Genomic DNA, 21,908 nt, shown 5'->3' with positions numbered 1-21,908 from the left:
CCGAGGCACCGGCGCAGTAGTACTTGGATGATCAAATCAAAGCAGGTGGCAGGTACCGTATCCAACAGGACAAAACTGATATTTGGCCAAAGTTAACTGTGCGACAAATAAAAAGAGCCACTCCGGGGAGTGGCTCTTTGCAAATCAGACTTGCTGATTTAATGATTACGGACGACCAGCCGGGCAGGATGCCACGTTGACGGCAGCGGTGCTGCCACCATGGCGACCTGAGCTGCTGACCTCACTGCGGACCAGCGGCGGGTAATCAACTGGCTCGCGGGCAGGTAGGGCAGGGGCTTCGGCCGGAGTAGCCATCGGCGCAGATGCCTTGCGGGCGCGCGCCAGCAAACCAGCACCGTGCATAACCTGCTTGGTGATGGTCGTAGCAGGTTCCGCTTCTTCCACAGCAACCTCTTCGGTTGTGGTGACAACGGGTGCGGAAACTTCTTCTACCACAACAGGAGTCACAGGCGCAGCTGCGATAACCGGCTCTTCAACCTCTGCGGTTTCTACAGCCTCAACCACGCTTACGCTCTCGACCTCGGAGGAGGCGGCAACGGCTTCAGGAGCTGCATCTACAACAACTTCGGCAGTTTCTGCTTGAGTGTCAGCAACAGTGGCTTCCACCTTGTCGGCAGCTTCTTCCGCGATGGTTTCAGCGACCACATGCTCGGTCAGCGCGGCAGAGGCCTGGAGGGCTGCGGCAACAGCTTCGGCGCTCGGAATGGTGATCACCGGTACTGCAGGCTCTTCCACTTTGACCTGGGCTGCATCGGATTGGGCCGCAGCAGTCATTGTCACTTCGGCCTGCGGCTCTTCATCACGCTGGCTGCGAGCCTCTTCGTTAATGCGCTTGCGACGCTGGCCTTCAATGCGCTGGTTGCGCGGAGTGCGGCGGGAACGGCGCTGGCCTTCGGCCTGCTCATCCTGCTCGTGGGCAACATTTGTTTCCACGGCGGCAGCCTGAACGTCCTCAACCGGCAGGGCAGGGGTGTCAGCGGCAGCAACATCGACACGGATCTGCTTGCGCAGTTGACGACGTTCGCGGCGCTCGGCCACTTTCTGCTCTTTTTCCTGACGCGGTTCAGCGGCAACGGCAGCGGTCTCTACGGCGTCAACCATCACTTCCGCGCGGGGTTCGCGCGGGGCACGAGGCTGGCGCGGGGCACGAGGTTCACGCTGTTCGCGTTCCTGACGCGGCTCGCGAGGTTCACGTTCCATACGCTGTTCAGTGCGTACTTCACGATCCTGACGCGGTTCACGCTCCTTGCGAGGACGACGGTTGCGGTTTTCGCTTCCTTCGCGATTATCACGGCCGGCGTTGTCACGCTTCTCGGACGCATCGGCATTGTTGCGGTTACCGCGATTGTCATCACGACGACCACGTTGACCACGGCCACGGCCCTCTTCACGCTGGTGACGATGACCCTCTTCCTTGTTGCGCGTCTCACGACCTGCGGCCGCTTTCTCGGCAGGCGCTTTCACATCAGCAGATGCTGGTTCGCTACCAAACAGACCAGCGATCCCTTTGAACAGCTTGCTGAAGAAGCCACTGCTCTGTGCCGGAGTCGCCACGGTCGCGGCCGCTTGCGGCTGGGCGACAGGTGCTGGCGGAGTCGGCTGGGCAAAGCCTTGCAGCAGCGGCTGCTCGCGTTCGATCACCTGAGCCTGTTTGGGCTGATAGACCGGCTTGGCAATTTCGGTTTTCAGCTCGTAGCTGGCCCCTTCCGGGATCTCGCTCTGGCGGATGCGCGTCACTTCATAGTGCGGCGTTTCCAGATGCTGATTCGGAATGATGTAGACGCGAACATCGTTACGTTGTTCCAGGCTGGCGATGGAGGAACGCTTTTCGTTCAGCAGATAGGCAGCCACATCGACCGGTACCTGAGCATGCACCTGTTCGGTGTTGTCCTTCATCGCCTCTTCTTCGATGAGACGCAGGATGGACAGAGCCAGTGACTCGTTGTCGCGGATCACGCCTTGGCCCTGGCAACGGGGGCAGATGTGGCTGCTGGACTCGTTGAGGGAGGGACGCAAACGCTGGCGAGACATCTCCAGCAGACCGAAACGGGAGATACGGCCCAGCTGGATGCGGGCACGGTCCTGATGTACGGCTTCACGCAGACGATTCTCCACTTCGCGCTGATGGCGAACCGGAGTCATGTCGATGAAGTCGATGACGATGAGGCCACCCAGGTCGCGCAGGCGCAGCTGGCGAGCGATCTCGTCGGCCGCTTCCAGGTTGGTCTGCAGAGCGGTCTCTTCGATATCGCCACCCTTGGTGGCGCGGGAGGAGTTGATATCGATGGAGGTCAGAGCTTCAGTCGGATCGATGACGATGCTGCCGCCGGAGGGCAAGCGCACTTCACGCTGGAAGGCAGACTCGATTTGGCTCTCGATCTGGAAGTGGTTGAACAGGGCAACTTCGCCCTTGTACAGCTTCACACGATTGAGAAAATCGGGGCGAACCAGCTCGATGTGAGCCTTGGCACGCTCGAAAATCACCGGGTTGTCGATCAGGATCTCGCCTACATCACGACGCAGGTAGTCACGAATGGCGCGCACAATCACATTGCTTTCCTGGTGGATCAGCACGGGAGCGGCACGCTGTTGCGAGGCCTTGTGAATGGAGTCCCAGTGGTTGAGCAGAACATTCAGATCCCACTCCAGCTCTTCCGGAGACTTGCCCACACCGGCGGTGCGCACGATGAGGCCCATGCCGTCCGGCACGGTCAGTCCGCTCAGGGCTTCTTTCAGCTCGGTCCGCTCGTCACCCTCGATGCGGCGGGAGATACCACCGGCGCGGGGGTTGTTCGGCATCAGTACCAGGTAGCTACCGGCCAGGCTGATGAAAGTAGTGAGGGCTGCACCCTTGGTGCCGCGCTCTTCCTTGTCGATCTGGACGATAACTTCCTGACCTTCACGGACCACTTCTTTGATGTTGGGACGACCCTGATAGGAGTAACCGGAGGGGAAGTAATTGCGGGCGATTTCCTTGAGAGGCAGGAAACCGTGGCGCTCGGCGCCGTAGTCGACAAAAGCAGCTTCGAGACTGGGTTCTACGCGGGTGATCTTGCCCTTGTAAATGTTCGCTTTCTTCTGCTCGTGTCCCGGACTTTCAATATCCAAATCGTAGAGCTGTTGTCCGTCAACCAGCGCTACGCGCAACTCCTCTTCTTGAGTTGCGTTGATCAGCATTCTTTTCATTGAGTTCTCATTATTGTGTCATTTTGATTTCCTCCACCTGGGTCCTGCCGGCGCCGGCCTCGGGTCTTCAGCATACTGGGGCAACCTCCCGGTTGGGGTATGCATGAGGCGCAAACTGAGGGCGCTCTGGTCATCACTTCTCGAGAAGGGACGTTACGGATGCCGCAGTGGAGACAAATTAAAGGTGATGTTTGTGTTCTCCATGCGTTGTACCTCGCACCCGGGAACCGACATGTTCTTGTATACACGGTGTTTCGGGATTGGGTGGCATACTTTTTGGCCACTTAGTACAAGGCTTGAACACAATGACAAAACCTTGTTTATTATCCCATTTAAACCTCTTTTATAGCAAGGCGCCATTTTTCAACAAACCATGCAGCCAAGGGGCTCAGGCAGTGTTAAAATCCGCGCCATGACACAGATACATCAACAAGTGCAGCTGCTCACCATCGAAGCTGAGCATGACGGGCAGCGCATCGATAATTTTCTCAAGACTCAGCTAAAGGGCGTCCCCAAGAGCCTGATCTATCGCATCCTTCGCAAAGGCGAAGTGCGGGTAAACAAAAAGCGCATCAAACCGGAGTACAAACTCTGCGCGGGCGACGAAGTGCGGGTGCCCCCCGTGCGTGTGGCCGAAAAAAATGAGCTGCCCTCGGCCAACCTTGGGGTTATCCAGCGCCTCGAGAGTCAGATCCTGTTTGAAGACGATGCCATGATCGTACTGAACAAGCCTTCCGGTATGGCGGTGCATGGCGGCAGTGGCCTCAGTTTCGGCGTGATTGAAGGGCTGCGCGCGCTGCGCCCTGAAGCCCGTTTCCTCGAGCTGGTGCATCGTCTCGATCGCGATACCTCAGGTGTGCTCCTGGTCGCCAAGAAGCGCAGTGCCCTGCGCAGTCTGCACGAACAGCTGCGGGTCAAGACCATGCGCAAACAGTATCTGGCGCTGGTACGTGGCCAGTGGCAGTCACATGTCAGGGTGGTGAATGCGCCGCTGCGCAAAAATGAGTTGCAATCTGGCGAGCGGGTGGTGCGGGTCAGTGCCGATGGCAAGCCGTCGGAAACCCGTTTTCGGATCGTGCGTCAATTCGCCGAGGCGACCCTGGTCGAGTGTAGTCCGATCACCGGTCGTACCCACCAGATCCGTGTCCATACCCTGCATGCCGGTCACCCGATCGCCTGTGATGATAAGTATGGAGAAGCCGCGTTTGACGAGAAAATGCGCAACCAAGGGCTGAAACGTCTCTTTTTGCATGCCTGGAAGCTGACTTTTACCCATCCAGCCGATGGCCGCGAGATGCAGGTCGAGGCGCCGCTTTCCCCCGAGCTCGACACCTTCCTGAACGGATTGCCTCGCTGATGCCAATATCCGGCTCGCTCTTTTCGAGTCGTCACTGATCAAAAAACGGGAGCCTGGGCTCCCGTTTTATTTTGTGGCATTTTATGCCGAGTCATGAGATCAGGGGAGGGCAAGACCGTGGCGCTCTAGCAGCTCGATCAGGCCGATCAGCGGCAGGCCGATCAGCGCATTGGGATCGCGTCCCTCCAGCCCTTTGAACAGCACTATTCCCATTCCTTCGCACTTGAAGCTGCCGGCACAGTCGAGTGGCATCTCGGCCTCCACATAACGCCGGATGGCATCCTCGCCCAGAGTACGAAAATGGACGGTAAAGGGCTCTACCAATTGTTCGGCGCGGCCGGAAACGGCATCCAGTACGCAGAGTCCGGTGTAGAAGGTAACACTGCGTCCCTGCGCCGCCATCAGCTGGGCAACAGCGCTGTCAACTGTGCCCGGTTTGCCGAGGATACGACCATCGCATACACACACCTGATCAGAACCGATAATCAAGCCATGATCAACCCGATTGGCAATAGCCGCAGCCTTGGCGTAGGCAAGGCGAGCCACCAGCGCTTCGGCGGTTTCACCGGGCAGGGGGGATTCATCTACCTCGGGAGCTGCGCATTCAAAGGGGAGACCGAGCTTCTCCAGCAAGGCTTTGCGATAACGAGAAGTTGAGGCGAGGATCAGATTCTGTGGCATAATCAGGTACCGATGAGAACGAGTACCGGCATTCTAGGGACTTGTGAGGTTAAAATCATCGGCGGTAAGGACTTTTTCCTTTGACTATCAGTTGTTAGACCTATATTATTCGCGCCCTATGCAAAAGGTGAAGTTGCCCGTTAAGGTTGATCCAGTCCGTAGTGCCTCGAAGCTGCTCGATTATGTCGGGATAGTGGAAAAGTCGCAGATGCCCAGGCTGGAGGAATCAACCGCTGGCTTGCAGAGTGATATCGAGGTATCACTGCACTTTGGCAAAGATGTCCAGAAGTTGACCGTTATGAAAGGCACTGCCCATGCCAAGGTTGACCTGGTTTGCCAACGTTGCGGGGAGATTTTCGAACATCTCTGTGAAGCTGAATTTATCTACACTCCGCTGTTCGAAAGAACAAACGAGGAAGAACTGCCGGAAGCTTATGAGCCCATTGAGTTGGACGAAAACGGCGAGATAGATCTTCATCAAATCCTGGAGGATGAACTCATCCTCTCGTTGCCTCAAGTGGCCATGCATTCTCTGGATGCGTGCCCGCGAGGCAACATGGAGATGACCTGGGGTGAAATCGAACCTGCTGATGAGCGGCCGAATCCCTTTGCAGTTCTTGAAGAGCTTAAACGTAAGTGAATTTAGGAGTTAGCCTACAATGGCCGTACAACAGAACCGTAAAACCCGTGCCAAGCGTGGCATGCGTCGTTCCCACGATGCGCTGACCACCGCTGCCCTGACTGTTGATCAGACCAGTGGCGAAACCCATCGTCGTCACCACGTGACTGCCGATGGTTTCTACCGCGGTAAAAAGGTAATCGCTTAAGGATTGCCTTTGTCTACGCAAACTGTCGCGCTAGACATCATGGGGGGAGATATTGGCCCCTCGGAAACAGTGCCTGCCGCCGTGCAGGCACTGTCTCTTTTACCCCAGCTAAAGCTTATTCTGGTCGGTGAGCAACACCAGACCTCCTCACTGCTGCAGCAACATGGCTTGCTCAATCACCCTCGCGTTCGTTTCGTGCATGCCTCCCAGGTCGTGGGAATGGGCGACAAGCCGATCGTGGCGCTGCGTACCCTGAAAGACTCCTCCATGCGGGTCGTGCTCAACTTGGTGAAATCCGGCGAAGCCGATGCCTGCGTCAGCGCCGGCAACACTGGCGCCCTGATGGCCATGGCCAAATGTGTGCTCAAATCCCTGCCCGGCGTCGACCGTCCAGCTCTTATCAAGGCGCTGCCCACCTTGAGTGGCAAACGTACCGTGATGCTGGATCTGGGGGCCAACGTCAGTTGCGATGCCGATACCTTGCTGCAATTCGCGGTGATGGGGTCTGTGGTGGCTGAGAAGGTCGAGGGCATTGCTGCCCCCCGGGTTGCCTTGCTCAATATTGGCGAGGAGGAGATCAAGGGCAATGATCTGGTGCGCCACAGCGCCGAGTTGCTTCGTCAGTGCTCCGCCCTCAACTATGTTGGCTTTGTCGAGGGAGATCGCATCTTCAGCGGCGATAGCGACGTCATTGTATGCGACGGGTTTGTCGGCAATGTTGCCCTCAAAACGGCGGAAGGGGTAGTGAGGATGATGGCCGAACTGGCCGGATATCCCCGCAAGAAGCGTACTTTTCTTGGCCGGATCGCAGGATTTCTGTTCAAACGGCGTTTTTATTACCTGAACCCCGACCAGTATAACGGCGCAAGTCTGTTAGGATTGCGCGGCATTGTGGTAAAAAGTCATGGGCGGGCCGAACGACGCGCCCTGTGTAATGCGATCCTGCTGGCCGCACAAGAGGCCAAACATCAACTCCCACTGCAAATAGCAGATCGCCTTGAAGCTGTCTTCTCCGACAGGGACCTATAAGAACTCTATGCATAGCAAAATTCTGGGTACTGGCAGCTATCTGCCGAGTTCTGTGCGCACCAACGCCGATCTCGAGCAGATGGTTGAGACCAGTGATGAGTGGATCGTGGAACGCACCGGGATCCGTGAGCGCCGCATCGCCGGTGCCGACGAAACGGTTGCGACTCTCTCCTACCAGGCCGCCTTGCGCGCCCTGGACGCGGCAGGTTTGACCGCCGCCGATCTCGACATGATAGTGCTGGCAACCACCAGTGCCGAAAACGCCTTTCCCGCGGCAGCGTGCGAGCTGCAGGGCCTGCTCGGCGTGCCGGGCATTCCCGCATTCGATGTAGCGGCCGCCTGCGCCGGTTTCACCTACGCGCTTTCCATTGCCGATCAATTCGTCAAATCCGGTGCCGCTCGCCATGTACTGGTGGTTGGGGCCGATGTGCTGTCCCGCATGTGCGATCCCGAAGATCGTGGCACCATCATCCTGTTTGGTGATGGGGCAGGGGCCGTGGTGATTGGTGCCAGCGAAACCCCCGGCATCCTCTCCACCCATCTGCATGCCGATGGCCGCTATGGCGACCTGCTCAAATTGCCCCACCCCCGTCGTGGCATGCCGGGCGCCGAGCTTGAAGCCTACATGTATATGAAAGGCAACGATGTGTTCAAGGTCGCGGTCACCCGTCTGAGCGAGATCGTGACCGAGACGCTGGCTGCCGCTGGCGTTGAGCCGAGCGAGCTGGACTGGCTGGTTCCCCATCAGGCCAACTTCCGTATCATCAGCGCCACCGCCAAGAAGCTTGGCATGAGCCTCGACAAGGTGGTACTGACCCTCGACAAGCACGGCAACACCTCTGCCGCCTCCGTTCCTATCGCCTTCGATGAAGGGGTTAGGGACGGTCGCATCAAGCCGGGCCAACTGGTCTTGCTGGAAGCCTTCGGCGGTGGTTTTGCCTGGGGTTCGGCGCTGGTTCGCCTCTGATCTTCTGCGGGATGCCCTTGGCGACATCCCGTAACCGATTTCATTTTTGTCTTAGCTAAAAGGAATCAATGATGACCCAATTTGCCATTGCCTTCCCGGGACAGGGTTCCCAGTCTGTTGGCATGCTGGCCGAACTGGCCGAACAACACGCCGTGATCAAGGAAACCTTCGCCGAGGCGAGCCAGGTGCTGGGTTACGATCTGTTTACCTTGGTGATGGAAGGTCCGGCCGAAGAGCTGAACAAAACCTGGCGTACCCAGCCAGCCCTGCTGACCGCATCCGTCGCCCTGTGGCGTCTGTGGCAACAACAGGGTGGGGCAGCTCCCGCCGTGATGGCCGGTCACAGCCTGGGCGAATATTCCGCCCTGGTGTGTAGTGGCGCGCTGGCCTTTACCGACGCGGTCAAGCTGGTCGAGCTGCGTGGTCTGGCCATGCAGGAAGCCGTGCCGGAAGGCACCGGTGCCATGGCCGCCATCATCGGCCTGGACAACGACGCCATCGCCGCCAACTGCGAAAAAGCGGCAGAGGGGCAGGTGGTTTCTCCGGTCAACTTCAACTCTCCGGGTCAGGTGGTGATCGCCGGCCACAAGGAGGCCGTCGAGCGTGCCAACGTGCTGATGAAAGAGTCTGGTGCCAAACGTGCACTGCCGCTGCCAGTCTCCGTGCCATCCCACTGCGCCCTGATGAAACCGGCCGCCGAAAAACTGGCCGCTGCGCTGGACGGGATCGAGATCAAGGTTCCGAGCATCGCGGTCATCAATAATGTCGACGTATCCTGCGAACAGGATCCGGTCGCCATCAAACAAGCCCTGGTGCGTCAGCTGTTCAGCCCGGTACGTTGGACCGAGACTGTGGAGCGGATGGCCAATGAGGGGATCACCCTCGAGATCGAGATGGGTCCGGGCAAGGTATTGACCGGGCTCGCCAAGCGCATCGACAAGCGGGTGGAAGGTATCCACGCCAACGATACCGCCTCTTTCGAGCAGGCGCTGGCCCAGTCCAAGTAAACAGGAGCAAGTAATGAGCTTTACCGATAAGGTTGTGTTGGTCACCGGTGCCAGTCGTGGTATCGGTCGTGCGATTGCTGAAACTTTTGCCGCCCGTGGTGCAAAAGTAGTCGGTACGGCGACCAGCGAGAGCGGCGCCGAGGCGATCAGCGCCTATCTGGGTGAGCAGGGTTGCGGCATGGCACTGAACGTGACCAGCCAGGAATCCATCGAAGGCGTCTTCGCGGCTATCAAGGAACGCTTTGGCGACATCGATATCCTGATCAACAACGCGGGGATCACTCGTGACAACCTGTTGATGCGGATGAAGGATGACGAGTGGAACGAGATCATCGACACCAATCTCACCTCCCTGTACCGTCTGAGCAAGCCGGTATTGCGTGCCATGATGAAAAAGCGCCATGGTCGCATCATCAGCATCGGTTCCGTTGTGGGAACCATGGGTAATGCCGGTCAGGTCAACTATGCCGCCGCCAAGGCTGGCCTGGTGGGCTTCACCAAATCACTGGCGCGGGAAGTGGCATCCCGTGGCATCACAGTGAACGCGGTTGCGCCCGGTTTCATCGAAACCGACATGACCCGTGCCCTGAATGAGGAGCAACGTGCAGGCATCATGAATCAGGTACCTGCCGCCCGTTTGGGTGATCCAAAAGAAATTGCCGCCGCTGTGGTATTCTTGGCATCTGATGATGCCGCCTATATCACTGGAGAAACCCTGCATGTTAATGGCGGGATGTACATGGTGTAATCAATTTGTCGTGAGATCTGTTCAAATTTGCGATAGTACGCCGAAGTTTGGCACATTTCGTGGTTTGACCAGCGGCAAGCTACTTGCAAACTCACGGCAATTGAATAAACTACCCCAACCAGACGCAATAGCGTATTTTTAAAGGAAAATTCAGGTCATGAGCAACATCGAAGAACGCGTAAAGAAAATCATCATCGAACAACTGGGTGTTAAAGAGGAAGACGTTAAGAACGCTGCCTCCTTCGTCGACGACCTGGGCGCTGACTCTTTGGATACCGTTGAACTGGTAATGGCGCTGGAAGAAGAATTCGATACCGAAATTCCTGATGAAGAAGCCGAGAAGATCACCACTGTTCAAGCGGCTATCGACTACATCACCGCTAATCAGGAATAATTTCCTGTTCTGAAGGAAGCGGCCCAAGGGCCGCTTCTTTTATATTTGTTCCCTTTCAAAACACCTCTCGGAGACTACCTCAGTGTCAAAACGCAGAGTCGTGGTGACCGGCTTGGGGATGCTTTCCCCGGTGGGCAACACTGCTGAATCCAGCTGGCAAGCCCTGCTCAACGGGCAGAGCGGCATTTCCCCCATCGAACACTTTGATGCCAGCGAGTTTGCAACCCGTTTCGCCGGCCAGGTCAAAGATTTTGATCCCGAGCAGTACGGTATCAACCGTAAAGAAGCTCGCAAGATGGATCTCTTCATTCAATACGGCGTGGCCGCCGGTATCCAGGCACTGGATGATTCTGGCCTTGTTATCAACGAAGAGAATGCCGAGCGTGTCGGCGTGGCCATCGGCTCCGGCATCGGTGGCCTGGGTCTGATCGAACAGAACCACAGCAGCCTGGTCAACGGTGGCCCCCGCAAGCTGAGCCCCTTCTTCGTGCCGTCTACCATCATCAATATGGTGTCCGGTCATCTCTCTATCATGAAAGGCATGCAGGGCCCCAACATCGCCGTGACCACCGCCTGTACCACGGGCACTCATGCCATCGGCATGGCCGGCCGGATGATCGCCTATGGCGATGCGGACGTGATGGTCGCCGGTGGGGCCGAGAAGGCTTCCACCCCGATGGGGATGGGCGGCTTTGCCGCAGCCAAGGCGCTCTCCAACCGCAACGACGAGCCGCAGAAGGCGAGTCGTCCGTGGGACAAGGATCGCGATGGTTTCGTGCTGGGTGACGGTGCCGGTGTACTGGTGCTGGAAGAGTACGAACATGCCAAGGCCCGTGGCGCCAAGATCTATGGCGAGCTGGTTGGCTTTGGCATGAGTGGCGATGCCTATCACATGACAGCGCCTCCCGCTGATGGCAATGGTGGTACTCGCGCCATGAAGAACGCCATCAAGGATGCCGGGATCGCCCCCGAGCAGATCGGTTACATCAACGCGCACGGTACCTCCACTCCACTGGGCGATGTTGCAGAACTGCGTGGCATGAAAGAGGTATTCGGCGAGCATGCCAAGTCATTGATGATCAGCTCCACCAAATCCATGACCGGTCACCTGCTGGGGGCTGCGGGCGCCATTGAGGCCATCATTACCGTGCTGGCACTGCGTGATCAGATCGCGCCGCCGACCATCAACCTGGATAACCCGGATGAGGAGTGTGATCTGGATCTGGTTCCTCACGTGGCCAAGCCGGGGAACTTCGAGTACGCCCTCTCCAACTCCTTCGGTTTTGGCGGTACTAATGGTTCACTGATCTTCAAACGCGTATAATTTGCCGAAGGGCAATGACAGGGGCCCGATACTGACGGTATCGGGCCTTTTTTATCGGAGGATCCCTTGCTTATCAATGGAATGAATGTCGATGCCATCTCGGCCAAGGATCGCGGTCTTGCCTATGGAGATGGCCATTTCACTACCATGGCGGTCAGGAATGGTCGAGTGCTGGAATGGCCTGCCCATCTGGCCAGGCTACAGCAGGCTAACCTCCGTCTGGGGATCACAGACCCGGATTGGGAGCTGCTGGCAGAGGAACTCGATTCGCTCGTGGCCGAACAAGCAGAGTGTGTAGCCAAAGTTGTCCTGACACGTGGCGAAGGTGGGCGTGGTTATGATGGCAGTGACTGCCGGCATCCCACCCGGATCCTCTCCCTTGCGCCTTTTCCGCAACACTATCGCGAATGGCAACAAAGCGGGATCGAGATGCTGGTATGCCGGCAACGGATCGGCGATGCGCCCATGCTGGCAGGTCTCAAGACCCTGAATAGACTGGAACAGGTGTTGCTTAAAAGCGAACTAGTCAGTCGCGGTGCAGTCGAAGGAGTAGTGCTGAACAGCAGGGATTGTCTGGTGGAAGGGGTCAGTGCCAATCTGTTTTGGCGTCGGGGCAAGACGGTGTTCACGCCCGATCTGGCCCGTGGCGGTGTCGATGGCATCATGCGGCGCAAGATCATGATGATGTTGAAACAGATGAGTATTGAGTTGCGTGTGGTAGAGGCTCCGCTGGAGTCGCTGCAACAAGCGGAAGAAGTGTGGCTCACCAACACCCTGATGGGAGTGGTGCCGGTCAACGGCATTGAAGAGTTTCACTATCCCGCAGCAGTATTGAGTCGTCGTTTACAGGAGCGTTTGGTCATTGAAGTTTAATCGGCTTTACACCCTGCTCGCGGGGGCGGCCCTGACAGTGGCCGCCGCCGGGGGTTATGTGCACTACAAGTGGCAACAAGTGGAGACCCTCACCAACAAGGGGCCGACCCGGCTCTTTACGGTGGAGAAAGGGGCCCATGCCGCTCGTCTGATCGCCGAATTGGGGGAGGGGGAAACCAGTCCCTGGGCGGTGCGGCTCTGGTTGCGGGGTCATCCCGAACTGGTCGCAATCAAATCAGGTACCTATGAGATCAAGGAGGGAGCCCCGCTCAAGGAGACGCTCTCCCTGTTTGCCTCGGGCAAAGAGTTTCATTTCAGTCTGACCTTTGTCGAAGGCTCCCGTTTCGAGGACTGGCAAAAGCAGCTCTCTAGCGCCCCTTATCTGGAGCGCCTGACGGTGGAGCAATCCGAGGATGAACTGGCCCGCGAGCTTGGCATTGAAAATGGCAAGCTGGAAGGGTGGTTCCTGCCGGAAACCTATGCCTATACCACCCATGCCAGCGATCTCTCCATCTTGCGGCGGGCACATCAGGATATGGAAGCCTTCCTGCAGCAGAGCTGGGAAAAACGTCAGGCCAACCTGCCTTACAAAACCCCTTATGAAGCGCTGATCATGGCCTCCATCATCGAGAAGGAGACCGGCAAACCAGAGGAGCGGGCACAAATTGCCTCTGTCTTCGTCAACCGGTTGCGTCTTGGCATGAAGCTGCAGACCGATCCCACTGTGATCTACGGGGTGAAGGATCGCTACGATGGCAATATCCGCCGCAGCGATCTGACCGACAAGAACCCGTACAACACCTATGTGATCGACGGCTTGCCGCCCACCCCCATCGCCATGCCTGGCAAGGCCTCCATTGAGGCAGCCCTTAATCCCAAGTCGACCGATTATCTCTATTTTGTCGCCAAGGGGGGCGGTGCCCACCATTTTTCCAAGACCCTCGATGAACACAATCGGGCGGTTCGTGAATACATATTGAAGAAGTCCTAATGTCTAAATTTATCGTGATCGAAGGATTGGAAGGGGCAGGGAAGAGCTCCGCAGTGCGTTATGTCACCGATTATCTGCATAACCACGGTATCGACCGCATCGAGTGCACCCGCGAACCGGGTGGCACGCCGCTGGCCGAGCGGATGCGCAGCATCGTCAAGGAGGTGCACGACGAGCGGTTGACCATCGAGGCCGAGCTGCTGCTGATGTATGCCTCCCGGGTACAACTGGTGGAAACCCGCATCAAGCCGGCGCTGGCCGAGGGGATCTGGGTAGTGGGAGATCGCCACGATCTCTCCTCCCAGGCCTATCAGGGGGGCGGCCGCGGTATTGACGCCCACTTGATTGGTGCCATCAAGCAAGCGGTGCTCGGTGAATTCAAACCGGATCTGACTCTCTATCTCGATATCGATCCTGCCGTTGGTTTACAGCGGGCCCGTCATCGCGGCGAGCTGGATCGCATCGAGCTCGAACAGCTCTGCTTTTTTGAGCGTACCCGCCACCGTTACCTTGAGCTCGCGGCCAAAGATGATTCCATTGTGGTGATCGATGCAGAGCAGACTCCGGATCAGGTAAAAGCCGCCATCGAAAGCGCGCTGGACACGCATTTATGTATCCCTGGTTGATCCCCGACTGGCAGGCCCTGAGCCAGACAGCCGCCAGTGGGCGGCTGGGTCATGCCTGGTTGTTGCTGGGCGATCCCGGTCTTGGCAAGGAGCAGCTGGCGGAACGCCTGGCCCGCCTTCACCTCTGTCAGCAACCGGATCGGGGAGAGCCCTGCGGTCATTGTCACTCCTGCCAGCTGTTTGACAAGGGCAATCACCCGGATCTGGGTCAGGTATCCCGTGAGGGGAAAACCATCGGGGTCGAGGCCATTCGCGATATTTGCAACCGGCTGCAGGGGTCTGCCCAGCTGGGACGTGGCAAGGTGGTGATCATTCCCGATGCGGAGCGAATGACGGAATCGGCGGCCAATGCTTTGCTGAAGACGCTGGAAGAGCCGGCTGGCGACAGCTTGCTGCTACTCATCGCTTCCCAGGTTTCCCGATTGTTGCCCACCATATTGAGTCGTTGTCACAAGCATGTCTGTCAATTACCCGCTGAAGGAGAGACGGTGCGCTGGCTGGCGGAGCAGGGGCATCAGGCGACCCTGGCCCAGGTGCGGATCTGTCAGGGGGCACCGTTGCGGGTACTCGACTATATCGAGAAGCAACAGGATGGCGCCCGTCGCGAATTGTTGGAGCACTTCGTGGCCCTCGGCAAGGCGCCGAGCAAGGCAACCGTACTCTGCTCACAACTGGGTCAGGAGACACAGGTCCGCTTGCACTGGTTGCAACTCTTTTTATGTGATGCTCTAAAAATCCAGGCTGGCTGTGGCCATCATCAATTGGCGATGCCGGATCTGGCGGCGCTCAGTGGACAGCTGGCCGAGCAACACTCCAGCGAAAAACTGCTCGACGCGGAGCAGCAGCTGGTCGCCCTCAAGGCTGTTTGTCAGCAGGGACAGCTTTCCAATCCCACCATCCATCTGATGAACTGGCTCAGCCGCTGGTTATAGATCTGAAAAGAAAGGTTGTTTATGTTACTCGTTGATTCCCACTGTCATCTTGACCGCCTCAGCTATGGCAGCAAGCAAACCGATATGGCAGATGTCCTGGCCAAGGCGGCGAAGCTGGATGTGGGATATTTTTTGTGTGTGAGCGTCACCCAGGCACAGTTTCCAACCATGATGGCAGCGATTGCGCCTTATCCCCAGGTGTTTGCGTCCTGTGGGGTGCATCCGCTTAATCAGGAGCCGGGTGTCGATGCCGATCTCCTGCTGCGCCAGGCCGCCGATCCCCGTGTCGTTGCCATCGGTGAAACCGGGCTCGATTATTTTTATTCGCCGGAAAACAAGGCGGTGCAGCAAGCTTCGTTCCGTGAACATATCCGGGTAGCGCGCGCCCTGAACAAGCCACTCATCATCCATACCCGTGATGCCCAGGAAGATACGCTGCAGATCATGCGTGAAGAGGGGGCAGATCAGGTGGGCGGCGTGTTGCACTGTTTCACCGAATCCCTGGAAATGGCCGAGGCCGCCATGGCGATGGGTTTTTATATCTCCATATCGGGTATTGCGACCTTCAAGAATGCATTTGCCTTGCAAGCCGTGGTCAAAGCGCTGCCTCTGGAGCGACTGCTGGTCGAAACGGACTCACCCTATCTTGCCCCCGTGCCCTATCGGGGGAGGGAGAACGAACCCGCGTTTGTACGAGATGTTGCCCAGTTTATTGCAGATTTGCGTCAGATCCCCCTGGCCGAATTGGCAGAAGCCACTAGCCGGAATTTCTTCGAGTTGTTCAAACTGGCCAAACCTTAGTCACAAAATGCCCCGCAAAAGTGGGGCATTTTCTTTAAACATCAGACTCCATGGCATTCACATTTTTCATGTGCTCCATACGTTATCTCTCACAAAAGATATTTCTTCATGCCAATGTTGCTGCTAAACGAGTTAACGTGTGCCTTAAAAAATAAAGGATTGCCCTCGGTGTTTACTTTATTAAATGAAGCCACTTAAGTATCGATAATATTCATTATCGATACTTGAAGGATCTTGAAGATCCTGTAAGATCTTTCGAAACTTCACATAGAATCATAGTGTTACGTGGCTTACCCTACTTTTTCAAACCCCGCACATCAGTCACTGCAAACCGTCTTTGATGCCCAGCTAAATAGCCGGGCCAGGCGATTTCTACGCAGTGCCAAGGCTGATTCCACACTCAATGCCTATCAGGCGGATACCCGCATCTTCGTATTCTGGTGCCAGTTGCATGGGCTTGATCCACTGCAAACAACCCATCACGACATCATGAACTTTCTGGCGGATCAGGCCGATGGGGTATTAGCCGACTGGGTATGGCTGGATAAGGAAGAGGGCAAGGGGGAGCTACGTAATGGCGAGCCGCGCAAGCCGGCTACTCTGGTGAGACGACTGGCTGGGATCCGCTACGCCTTCAAGCAAAAAGGCATTCACCCCATGCCAACCGAACATCCCGAAATCAAGGAGATGATGCGCGGCATAGTGCGGCTCGGTGACAACCGAAAGCGCAAAACTGGTGCCCTGACACTACAACCTCTGGCCAGAGTGCTGAGCGGGATCGATACCTCAACCTTGGCGGGCCTTCGTGACCATACCTTGTTGCTGCTGATGTTCAGTGGCGCATTGCGCCGATCGGAAGCGGCACGAATTGAAGTCTGCGACCTGGATTTTGTGGGGCAGGGGATAAGGCTTCGTCTCAAACCCAGCAAACATCAGCTGCACGAAACCGAAATAGCTTTGGTGCCTGGCAAGCAATATTGTCCGGTTCAGGGACTACAGCGCTGGTTGGAAAAAAGCCGTATCAAGGAGGGGGCACTGTTTCGCCGGATGAACCGTTGGGGGCAACTCACGGAGGAACCGCTCGGTCCGCAAGGCATCAACCTGATGATCAAGCGTCGTACTGGCCAGGCCATTGATGATCTCTATGTCAGTGGTCACAGTTTGCGCCGAGGCTTTATTACCTCGGCGGTGACCGCAGGCAAACCCATGAACAAGATCATCGAAGTGACTCGCCACAAAGACATGCGTACCTTGCAGGAGTACTTCGACGATGCAAACAAGTTCTCCGACCATGCGCTTGATGGATTGCTGTAATCATTACCGCGTCACTAACAATTTTATGTTAAATGATATCTCTTTGATCTGGTGGTATATTTATCGCGCTTATACAAGGCCCCCATTTCGAGCGGGGGAGCGGGGAGTTTCTCTTGTCCATACCTTGTCGGTATTGAAGGTGAGAGATAACAAGGTTGGTAATTAAAGTTTGTAGCACTTATGAGTCAGGAAACGAAAGAGAATTCGGCCCTCGATAATGCAGAGCGCCAGCGCCAACATGTGAAGCGCAAACAGGAAAGCCATACCCGGCTGCAGTGCTGGATCAGCAATCGCCACGCCGCACGTTTGCATGAATTGGGCATTCATCTTGAAGACAGTCAGGCTTCCCTGATAGAGCAGGCGATCGATCTGCTCTATCAGCATGAGATCTTGTCATCGCCATCCCCGGTCGAGGAACCCTTGCTCGAACCTGTCGAGTAGCTGGGAAGGGGAAACATCAGATATAAAAAAAGCCAGGTACCAATTCCTTGTACCTGGCATAGGGGAATTGGCTCCTTGCAGAGCCGTGCGCTAACTGGTGTTCGGATTGCCTTAAGCTTAGACAATGAACCCGGCTTTTCAAGATCCGACGAAAAGTTCAACCGAAGTGTGGGTTTTCCAGACTCGAACAGAGGCGGAGCCCAACCCTTTCTAACCTGTGGTCATTCGGCAAACAGATTGGTATCTCGCACCAGTTCGCGGGGCAGGGCATTCTTGACTCGGCTGCCGACCCATTTCCCCATCCCCAGGGTATGTCCCTGGTAACGTACGATCACCTCGCCGACGCCAGCCTCCTGCTCAGGCCAGACATCCCGTCCCATCATGAACTCCCGTGCATTGGTACTGTCGAGCTCGACAAATCCCCGGGTTGCCAGGTCACCATGGGCCAGGGCCCATTCGTGGGTGAGGCGATAACCTTTCTTGAAAGTCTCTGCCAATTTGAAGCCGATGCGATCGAAGCGCAGCTTGCCCTGAACCTGTTCGAACAGCGCGGGGAAACACCAGATCTCGTCATTGCGGCCAAATAACTGTCCCTGCAGCGCCACACCAAACGTGGCTGCGATGTCGCGCGCCATAGGATCTGCCTCCTTGGCCGGCAGCGGCGAGAAGGGGAATTTGCCGAGTTTGCCCGGTTTGAACATGGTGTTGGGCACTGAGTGGTGCTTGCGCAATCTGGCGACGAAAAAACCTTCACTATCGAAGATTTGGGGCCAAACGTGCAGGTATCCTTCCGCTGTGCATGCCTGCTCGGCCCCGGGGAAGAGGCTCGCCAGCGAGTCAAAGCTCAAGGCATCGCCAAACTTGTCCAGCAGGGATTGGCAGATGGCCTGGTTCTCCTGCTGGCTCAATGTGCAGGTGGAGTAGACCAGTACACCGCCGGGCTTGAGGGCATGGAAGGCGCTCTCCAGCAAGCCGGCTTGCATCGCCGCGATCTCCTCGATGCTCTCCAGGCTCCAGTTGCGCAGGGCATCCTCGTCTTTGCGCACCGTCCCTTCGCCGGAGCAGGGGGCATCGAGCAAAATGGCGTCGAAGGTCTCCGGCAACCACTGGCCAAATACCTTGGCATCAAAATGGGTCATGCCCACATTGGTGACGCCGCAGCGCTGGATATTGGCACTCAATACTTTGAGTCGACTGCTGGAGTACTCATTGGCAACCAGCATCCCCTGGTTGTTCATCAGCGCGGCGATCTGGGTGGTCTTCGAGCCGGGGGCGGCGGCAGCATCGAGCAGCATGCCGTCGGTTTTGATCTTGTCGCTGGCAAAAAGCGCCGTCACCGGCAGCATGGAGCTCGCTTCCTGGATATAGAAGAGGCCGCTCAGATGTTCCGCCGTGTTGCCAAGAGGGACGGTTTCATCGGCCCGGGTCAGCCAAAAACCGGTGTCACACCAGGGCACGGCATCGAGCTGCCAGCCAAGGGGGGCCATTTTGGCCACAAAGTCAGACACGGAGATCTTCAGGGTATTGACCCGGATACTGCGCCGCAGTGGCCGCCGACAGCTGGCTACGAACTCCTCCATGGCGAGGTGAGCCGGCATGATGGCCGCGATATGACGTAAAAAATGATCGGGAAGGTAGGTTTTGTCGTGCACGGCGCCGTCTCGTCAGACCTGAAAAAGGGGCGCATTTTACCACAAGCCCCGTAAAATCCTGAACGTTGGTGCCGGGAAAAATAACAAGCCCGGCGCAGAGCCGGGCTTGTGGTCAAGGTTTTTGGTTAAAAAGAGGAGGTGATCAGGGCTGGATGCGCGGGCTCCACTCCAGCCACTCTTTTTCCGCCTTGGCATAGAGCGGATAGCGGTGGCCCGCCTTGACGGTCGGCCCCATGTCCCGCTCCGGGGTGTTGAAGGCTATGCCACCGGCCAGCAGGCTCTGCACCGTTTCCACCTCTATGGTGCCGCCGGTCAGACCGATGTCGGCCTTGACGCCGGAGACATTCCAGAAGCGGGAGTGGGCTCGTACCAGATGGGCATACTCCTTGTTGACGTTCACATCGATCAGCACCTCGCTGCCATCACGGGCCAGAGCGACCCTGGTCACGCTGCCGACCACCATCTTGCGAAACAGCAGGGGACTCCCGACGCTCAAGCCATTGACTGACGGGCTTTTGAGGGTCAAGGCCAGCCCCACGGGATCAGTCTGACTCAGTGGGAAACGTTCTTTACCTGCCCCTTTGCCGGGCAAGGCCTCCACGAAGGCACCCTTGATCAGGGTATCGAGATGATTCACCCCACCCAGACCCAGCTTGGCCTGTACCAGAGTGAAACGAGCCCCGGATTGCAGGAAGCGTTCGGCATACTGACCATCCAGCTGCGCCTTGAAGATCACCTGACCCAGCGCAGGTTCCAGTTCGATCTGTTCAATCTTGCCGATCTCGACACCGCGATAGCGGATCGGGCTGCCCACCCCAAGGCCAGGATTGCTCTCGGCAACCAGGGTGAGTGGCCGCACCCTGGCGGTGGCCTGCTCCTTGCTGTCAAACAACTGATGGCTGCTGCGACCTGTGCCCAGCAGATCGAACTCGATGGCACCGCGCAGCAGGGTCGCGAGATTGCCGACCTTCACCTTGACGCCATCGACCCCGACCCTGGCATCGACCGCTGCCTTTTTCCAAAATTGCGGCTGCTTCGCCAGCAGGGGCGCATAGACACCGTCGATCTCGAGCGCTATTTCGACTCCTTCGTTGATGGCCCGCAACTGTGTGACCTTGCCTGCTTCCAGCCCCAGATAGTGCACGGGCGTGCCGATGCCGATGCCATCTGCCTGGGCGGCCTTGAGCAACCAGCGCTGCGGCTTGGCATCCTGGCTGCCGAGCAGCGCCAGCTCCTGGCTGGGATAGAGGCGGTTGATCCGCTCGCCACTGGCAGCCTGCACCAGCTTGATGCCGCCGCTGAGCCAGGCACTGGCCGGACTGGTTTCGACCTTGATGCCACTCAAGTCAGCAGCGATCTGCAACGGCGCCGCCCGGTAGAAGCGGGCGCGAGCCAGCAGGTGCTGGTACTCGGGCTGGATCATCAGCTCGACGCTGGCATTGCCTTGCTTGTCGAGGATGAGCTGGTTGATGCGGCCCACCTGCAATCCCTTGTACCAGATAGGCGCATCCTGATTGAGCCCGGCCAGCTCCTCGGCCTGCAGGCTGATGCGGGTCCCCGTCTGGGGGGCTCGGTCGGTGAGCGTCATCTGCTCGACCTGGTTGCCCGCTACATAGTCCAGACGAATCGCCGGGCCAGCCAGCAGGCGATCCGCATGCTTGACCCCGGTGGGGGAGAGCGCCGCACTTTCCCAGACCAACTGGCTCTTGTCGGTGATCCGCCAGGCCTGCTCCGGGTTGATCAGCGCCGTCACGTCCCGCCCCTTGTCGGTCAGGATAATCGGGTCGATGCGGCCAATCTCGATCCCTTCGAAGAGAATGGGCATCCCCTCCTTGACTGGCAGGTCCCCCGCATTGATGGCGATGCGTGTCCCCCGGGCTGCTTCATTCAGTCCCTTGAAGAGGGTGAAGATTTGTCCCGCTTCAGCCTCAGGTGAGGTTTTTGGTGAATCAAAAGCGATACCGCCGCTCAGGATGGAAGTCAGGCTGCCAGCCTCGACGTTGACGCCGGCCAGGCTGAAGGAGCCCTTGATGCCGCTGATGTTCCAAAAGCGGGTATCGGCCTTGATGAGGTGCTCAAAACGGGGCTCGATCACCAGATCCAGCAGCACATTCTGGTTGTCCTGGCCGAGGCGGGTGTTGATGACGCTGCCCACCTCAATACCACGAAAATAGAGCTTGGAGCCAATGCCTACCGAGCCGAGAGAATCCGCGGTCAGGTGCAGCATGCGTCCCTGCGCCTGATACCCCGGGGGAGGGCCTTCCAGAGCATCGAAGGTATCTTCAAACGGGTTGCTCTCACGCCCCGGTTGCAAGTTGATGTAGTTGCCGGAGACCAGGGTATCGAGGCCCGAGATCTCGGTAAGGGACGCCTTCGGGCTCACCAGCCAGAAATCGGAGCCCTTGCGGATTAGCGAGCGGGCGCTGCTCTCTATCTTGGCCATGACTGCAATCTTGCGACCATCTTCGGCCAGCTCCAGCTCCTGCACCACGCCGACGGCAACCCCCTGATAGCGGATCTGGGTCTTGCCGGGCAGGATGCCGTTGCCCTGGGCAAAGTTGATTTGGATAAGCTGGCCCCGGCTCGCTATCTGCTGATAGAGAAAACCGCCCGCCAGCAGCAGGGCAATGAGGGGCAGCAACCAGACCGGCGATAACCAGCGACGTTTTTCAATGACGGGTTCAGCCCCGATCATAGTGACTCCTTATTGGCTGCCTTCGACAGCGCATCGACTAAA

The 21,908-nt window shown here is 57.5% G+C and carries 20 protein-coding genes; 16 read left to right on the top strand and 4 right to left on the bottom strand.

Annotation, left to right across the window (positions count from 1 at the left end; translation table 11 throughout):
* Nucleotides 1-165 precede the first annotated feature (165 nt).
* A complete protein-coding gene (rne, locus tag ACB034_RS06490) occupies nucleotides 166-3,207 on the bottom strand; it encodes a ribonuclease E (protein ID WP_371172398.1) in 3,042 nt (1,013 codons plus the stop codon).
* 412 nt (nucleotides 3,208-3,619) lie between these two features.
* Here rne and rluC point away from each other — a divergent pair, with 412 nt between their 5' ends.
* Nucleotides 3,620-4,564, top strand: a complete 945-nt coding sequence (gene rluC / locus ACB034_RS06485) for a 23S rRNA pseudouridine(955/2504/2580) synthase RluC (protein ID WP_371172397.1) — start codon at nucleotides 3,620-3,622, stop codon at nucleotides 4,562-4,564.
* Between the two features lie 99 nt (nucleotides 4,565-4,663).
* Here the strand turns inward: rluC and ACB034_RS06480 are convergent, their stop codons facing one another.
* Nucleotides 4,664-5,245, bottom strand: coding sequence for a nucleoside triphosphate pyrophosphatase (locus ACB034_RS06480; protein WP_371172396.1), 582 nt, complete (start codon nucleotides 5,243-5,245; stop codon nucleotides 4,664-4,666).
* 118 nt (nucleotides 5,246-5,363) lie between these two features.
* Here ACB034_RS06480 and yceD point away from each other — a divergent pair, with 118 nt between their 5' ends.
* The 15 genes from yceD to ACB034_RS06405 all read left to right on the top strand — a co-directional run bounded on the left by yceD (nucleotide 5,364) and on the right by ACB034_RS06405 (nucleotide 17,519).
* Entirely contained in the window at nucleotides 5,364-5,885 is a 522-nt protein-coding gene (yceD, locus tag ACB034_RS06475; protein ID WP_042070015.1) for a 23S rRNA accumulation protein YceD, read from the top strand.
* 19 nt (nucleotides 5,886-5,904) lie between these two features.
* The gene (gene rpmF, locus ACB034_RS06470; protein WP_026458762.1) at nucleotides 5,905-6,072 is read left to right on the top strand and encodes a 50S ribosomal protein L32; all 168 of its coding nucleotides are present in this window, start codon (nucleotides 5,905-5,907) and stop codon (nucleotides 6,070-6,072) included.
* 9 nt (nucleotides 6,073-6,081) lie between these two features.
* Nucleotides 6,082-7,101, top strand: a complete 1,020-nt coding sequence (gene plsX / locus ACB034_RS06465; protein WP_371172395.1) for a phosphate acyltransferase PlsX — start codon at nucleotides 6,082-6,084, stop codon at nucleotides 7,099-7,101.
* A 7-nt stretch (nucleotides 7,102-7,108) separates the two neighbouring features.
* Nucleotides 7,109-8,068 (top strand): beta-ketoacyl-ACP synthase III, encoded by a 960-nt coding sequence (locus ACB034_RS06460; protein WP_124239327.1) that lies wholly within the window; start codon nucleotides 7,109-7,111, stop codon nucleotides 8,066-8,068.
* 71 nt (nucleotides 8,069-8,139) lie between these two features.
* Nucleotides 8,140-9,075, top strand: coding sequence for an ACP S-malonyltransferase (gene fabD / locus ACB034_RS06455; protein ID WP_371172585.1), 936 nt, complete (start codon nucleotides 8,140-8,142; stop codon nucleotides 9,073-9,075).
* A 13-nt stretch (nucleotides 9,076-9,088) separates the two neighbouring features.
* Nucleotides 9,089-9,823 (top strand): 3-oxoacyl-ACP reductase FabG, encoded by a 735-nt coding sequence (gene fabG, locus ACB034_RS06450; RefSeq protein ID WP_026457725.1) that lies wholly within the window; start codon nucleotides 9,089-9,091, stop codon nucleotides 9,821-9,823.
* Nucleotides 9,824-9,980: 157 nt separating this feature from the next.
* Nucleotides 9,981-10,217, top strand: a complete 237-nt coding sequence (gene acpP / locus ACB034_RS06445) for an acyl carrier protein (protein ID WP_005300909.1) — start codon at nucleotides 9,981-9,983, stop codon at nucleotides 10,215-10,217.
* An 82-nt stretch (nucleotides 10,218-10,299) separates the two neighbouring features.
* Nucleotides 10,300-11,541: a beta-ketoacyl-ACP synthase II gene (gene fabF, locus ACB034_RS06440; protein WP_371172394.1), complete on the top strand. Its 1,242-nt coding sequence runs from the start codon at nucleotides 10,300-10,302 to the stop codon at nucleotides 11,539-11,541.
* A 66-nt stretch (nucleotides 11,542-11,607) separates the two neighbouring features.
* Nucleotides 11,608-12,414 (top strand): aminodeoxychorismate lyase, encoded by an 807-nt coding sequence (gene pabC, locus ACB034_RS06435; RefSeq protein ID WP_371172393.1) that lies wholly within the window; start codon nucleotides 11,608-11,610, stop codon nucleotides 12,412-12,414.
* The gene (mltG, locus tag ACB034_RS06430; protein ID WP_026458414.1) at nucleotides 12,404-13,405 is read left to right on the top strand and encodes an endolytic transglycosylase MltG; all 1,002 of its coding nucleotides are present in this window, start codon (nucleotides 12,404-12,406) and stop codon (nucleotides 13,403-13,405) included. The genes pabC and mltG overlap by 11 nt, the downstream gene beginning before the upstream one ends.
* Nucleotides 13,405-14,031 (top strand): dTMP kinase, encoded by a 627-nt coding sequence (tmk, locus tag ACB034_RS06425; protein ID WP_371172392.1) that lies wholly within the window; start codon nucleotides 13,405-13,407, stop codon nucleotides 14,029-14,031. Before mltG ends, tmk begins: the two co-directional genes overlap by 1 nt.
* Nucleotides 14,016-14,963 (top strand): DNA polymerase III subunit delta', encoded by a 948-nt coding sequence (holB, locus tag ACB034_RS06420; RefSeq protein WP_371172391.1) that lies wholly within the window; start codon nucleotides 14,016-14,018, stop codon nucleotides 14,961-14,963. The genes tmk and holB overlap by 16 nt, the downstream gene beginning before the upstream one ends.
* Nucleotides 14,964-14,984: 21 nt before the next feature.
* Nucleotides 14,985-15,764, top strand: a complete 780-nt coding sequence (locus ACB034_RS06415) for a TatD family hydrolase (protein ID WP_371172390.1) — start codon at nucleotides 14,985-14,987, stop codon at nucleotides 15,762-15,764.
* A gap of 285 nt (nucleotides 15,765-16,049) precedes the next feature.
* On the top strand, nucleotides 16,050-17,078 hold the full coding sequence (locus ACB034_RS06410) for a site-specific integrase (RefSeq protein ID WP_156130438.1): 1,029 nt from the start codon (nucleotides 16,050-16,052) through the stop codon (nucleotides 17,076-17,078).
* A gap of 180 nt (nucleotides 17,079-17,258) precedes the next feature.
* Entirely contained in the window at nucleotides 17,259-17,519 is a 261-nt protein-coding gene (locus tag ACB034_RS06405) for a RepB family protein (RefSeq protein WP_216992323.1), read from the top strand.
* A gap of 221 nt (nucleotides 17,520-17,740) precedes the next feature.
* On the opposite strand, the gene rsmF is transcribed toward ACB034_RS06405, so the two are convergent.
* On the bottom strand, nucleotides 17,741-19,171 hold the full coding sequence (rsmF, locus tag ACB034_RS06400) for a 16S rRNA (cytosine(1407)-C(5))-methyltransferase RsmF (protein WP_371172389.1): 1,431 nt from the start codon (nucleotides 19,169-19,171) through the stop codon (nucleotides 17,741-17,743).
* A gap of 142 nt (nucleotides 19,172-19,313) precedes the next feature.
* On the bottom strand, nucleotides 19,314-21,866 hold the full coding sequence (locus tag ACB034_RS06395; protein WP_371172388.1) for an MlaD family protein: 2,553 nt from the start codon (nucleotides 21,864-21,866) through the stop codon (nucleotides 19,314-19,316).
* Between the last annotated feature and the right edge of the window lie 42 nt (nucleotides 21,867-21,908).

The organism is Aeromonas sp. S18(2024) (genome assembly GCF_041402525.1).
In the GTDB taxonomy this organism is placed as follows: domain Bacteria; phylum Pseudomonadota; class Gammaproteobacteria; order Enterobacterales; family Aeromonadaceae; genus Aeromonas; species Aeromonas enteropelogenes.
Note: the sequence above shows the minus strand (reverse complement) of the source record. Positions and strands in the feature narration are given on the sequence as shown.

Coding starts and splice junctions, on each gene's coding strand:
- rluC (WP_371172397.1), top strand. CDS start 3,620: ATGACACAGATACATCAACAAGTGCAGCTGCTCACCATCGAAGCTGAG.
- acpP (WP_005300909.1), top strand. CDS start 9,981: ATGAGCAACATCGAAGAACGCGTAAAGAAAATCATCATCGAACAACTG.
- ACB034_RS06395 (WP_371172388.1), bottom strand. CDS start 21,866: ATGATCGGGGCTGAACCCGTCATTGAAAAACGTCGCTGGTTATCGCCG.
- fabD (WP_371172585.1), top strand. CDS start 8,140: ATGACCCAATTTGCCATTGCCTTCCCGGGACAGGGTTCCCAGTCTGTT.
- ACB034_RS06480 (WP_371172396.1), bottom strand. CDS start 5,245: ATGCCACAGAATCTGATCCTCGCCTCAACTTCTCGTTATCGCAAAGCC.
- rne (WP_371172398.1), bottom strand. CDS start 3,207: ATGAAAAGAATGCTGATCAACGCAACTCAAGAAGAGGAGTTGCGCGTA.
- ACB034_RS06415 (WP_371172390.1), top strand. CDS start 14,985: ATGTTACTCGTTGATTCCCACTGTCATCTTGACCGCCTCAGCTATGGC.
- ACB034_RS06460 (WP_124239327.1), top strand. CDS start 7,109: ATGCATAGCAAAATTCTGGGTACTGGCAGCTATCTGCCGAGTTCTGTG.
- yceD (WP_042070015.1), top strand. CDS start 5,364: ATGCAAAAGGTGAAGTTGCCCGTTAAGGTTGATCCAGTCCGTAGTGCC.
- fabG (WP_026457725.1), top strand. CDS start 9,089: ATGAGCTTTACCGATAAGGTTGTGTTGGTCACCGGTGCCAGTCGTGGT.
- holB (WP_371172391.1), top strand. CDS start 14,016: ATGTATCCCTGGTTGATCCCCGACTGGCAGGCCCTGAGCCAGACAGCC.
- ACB034_RS06405 (WP_216992323.1), top strand. CDS start 17,259: ATGAGTCAGGAAACGAAAGAGAATTCGGCCCTCGATAATGCAGAGCGC.
- rpmF (WP_026458762.1), top strand. CDS start 5,905: ATGGCCGTACAACAGAACCGTAAAACCCGTGCCAAGCGTGGCATGCGT.
- tmk (WP_371172392.1), top strand. CDS start 13,405: ATGTCTAAATTTATCGTGATCGAAGGATTGGAAGGGGCAGGGAAGAGC.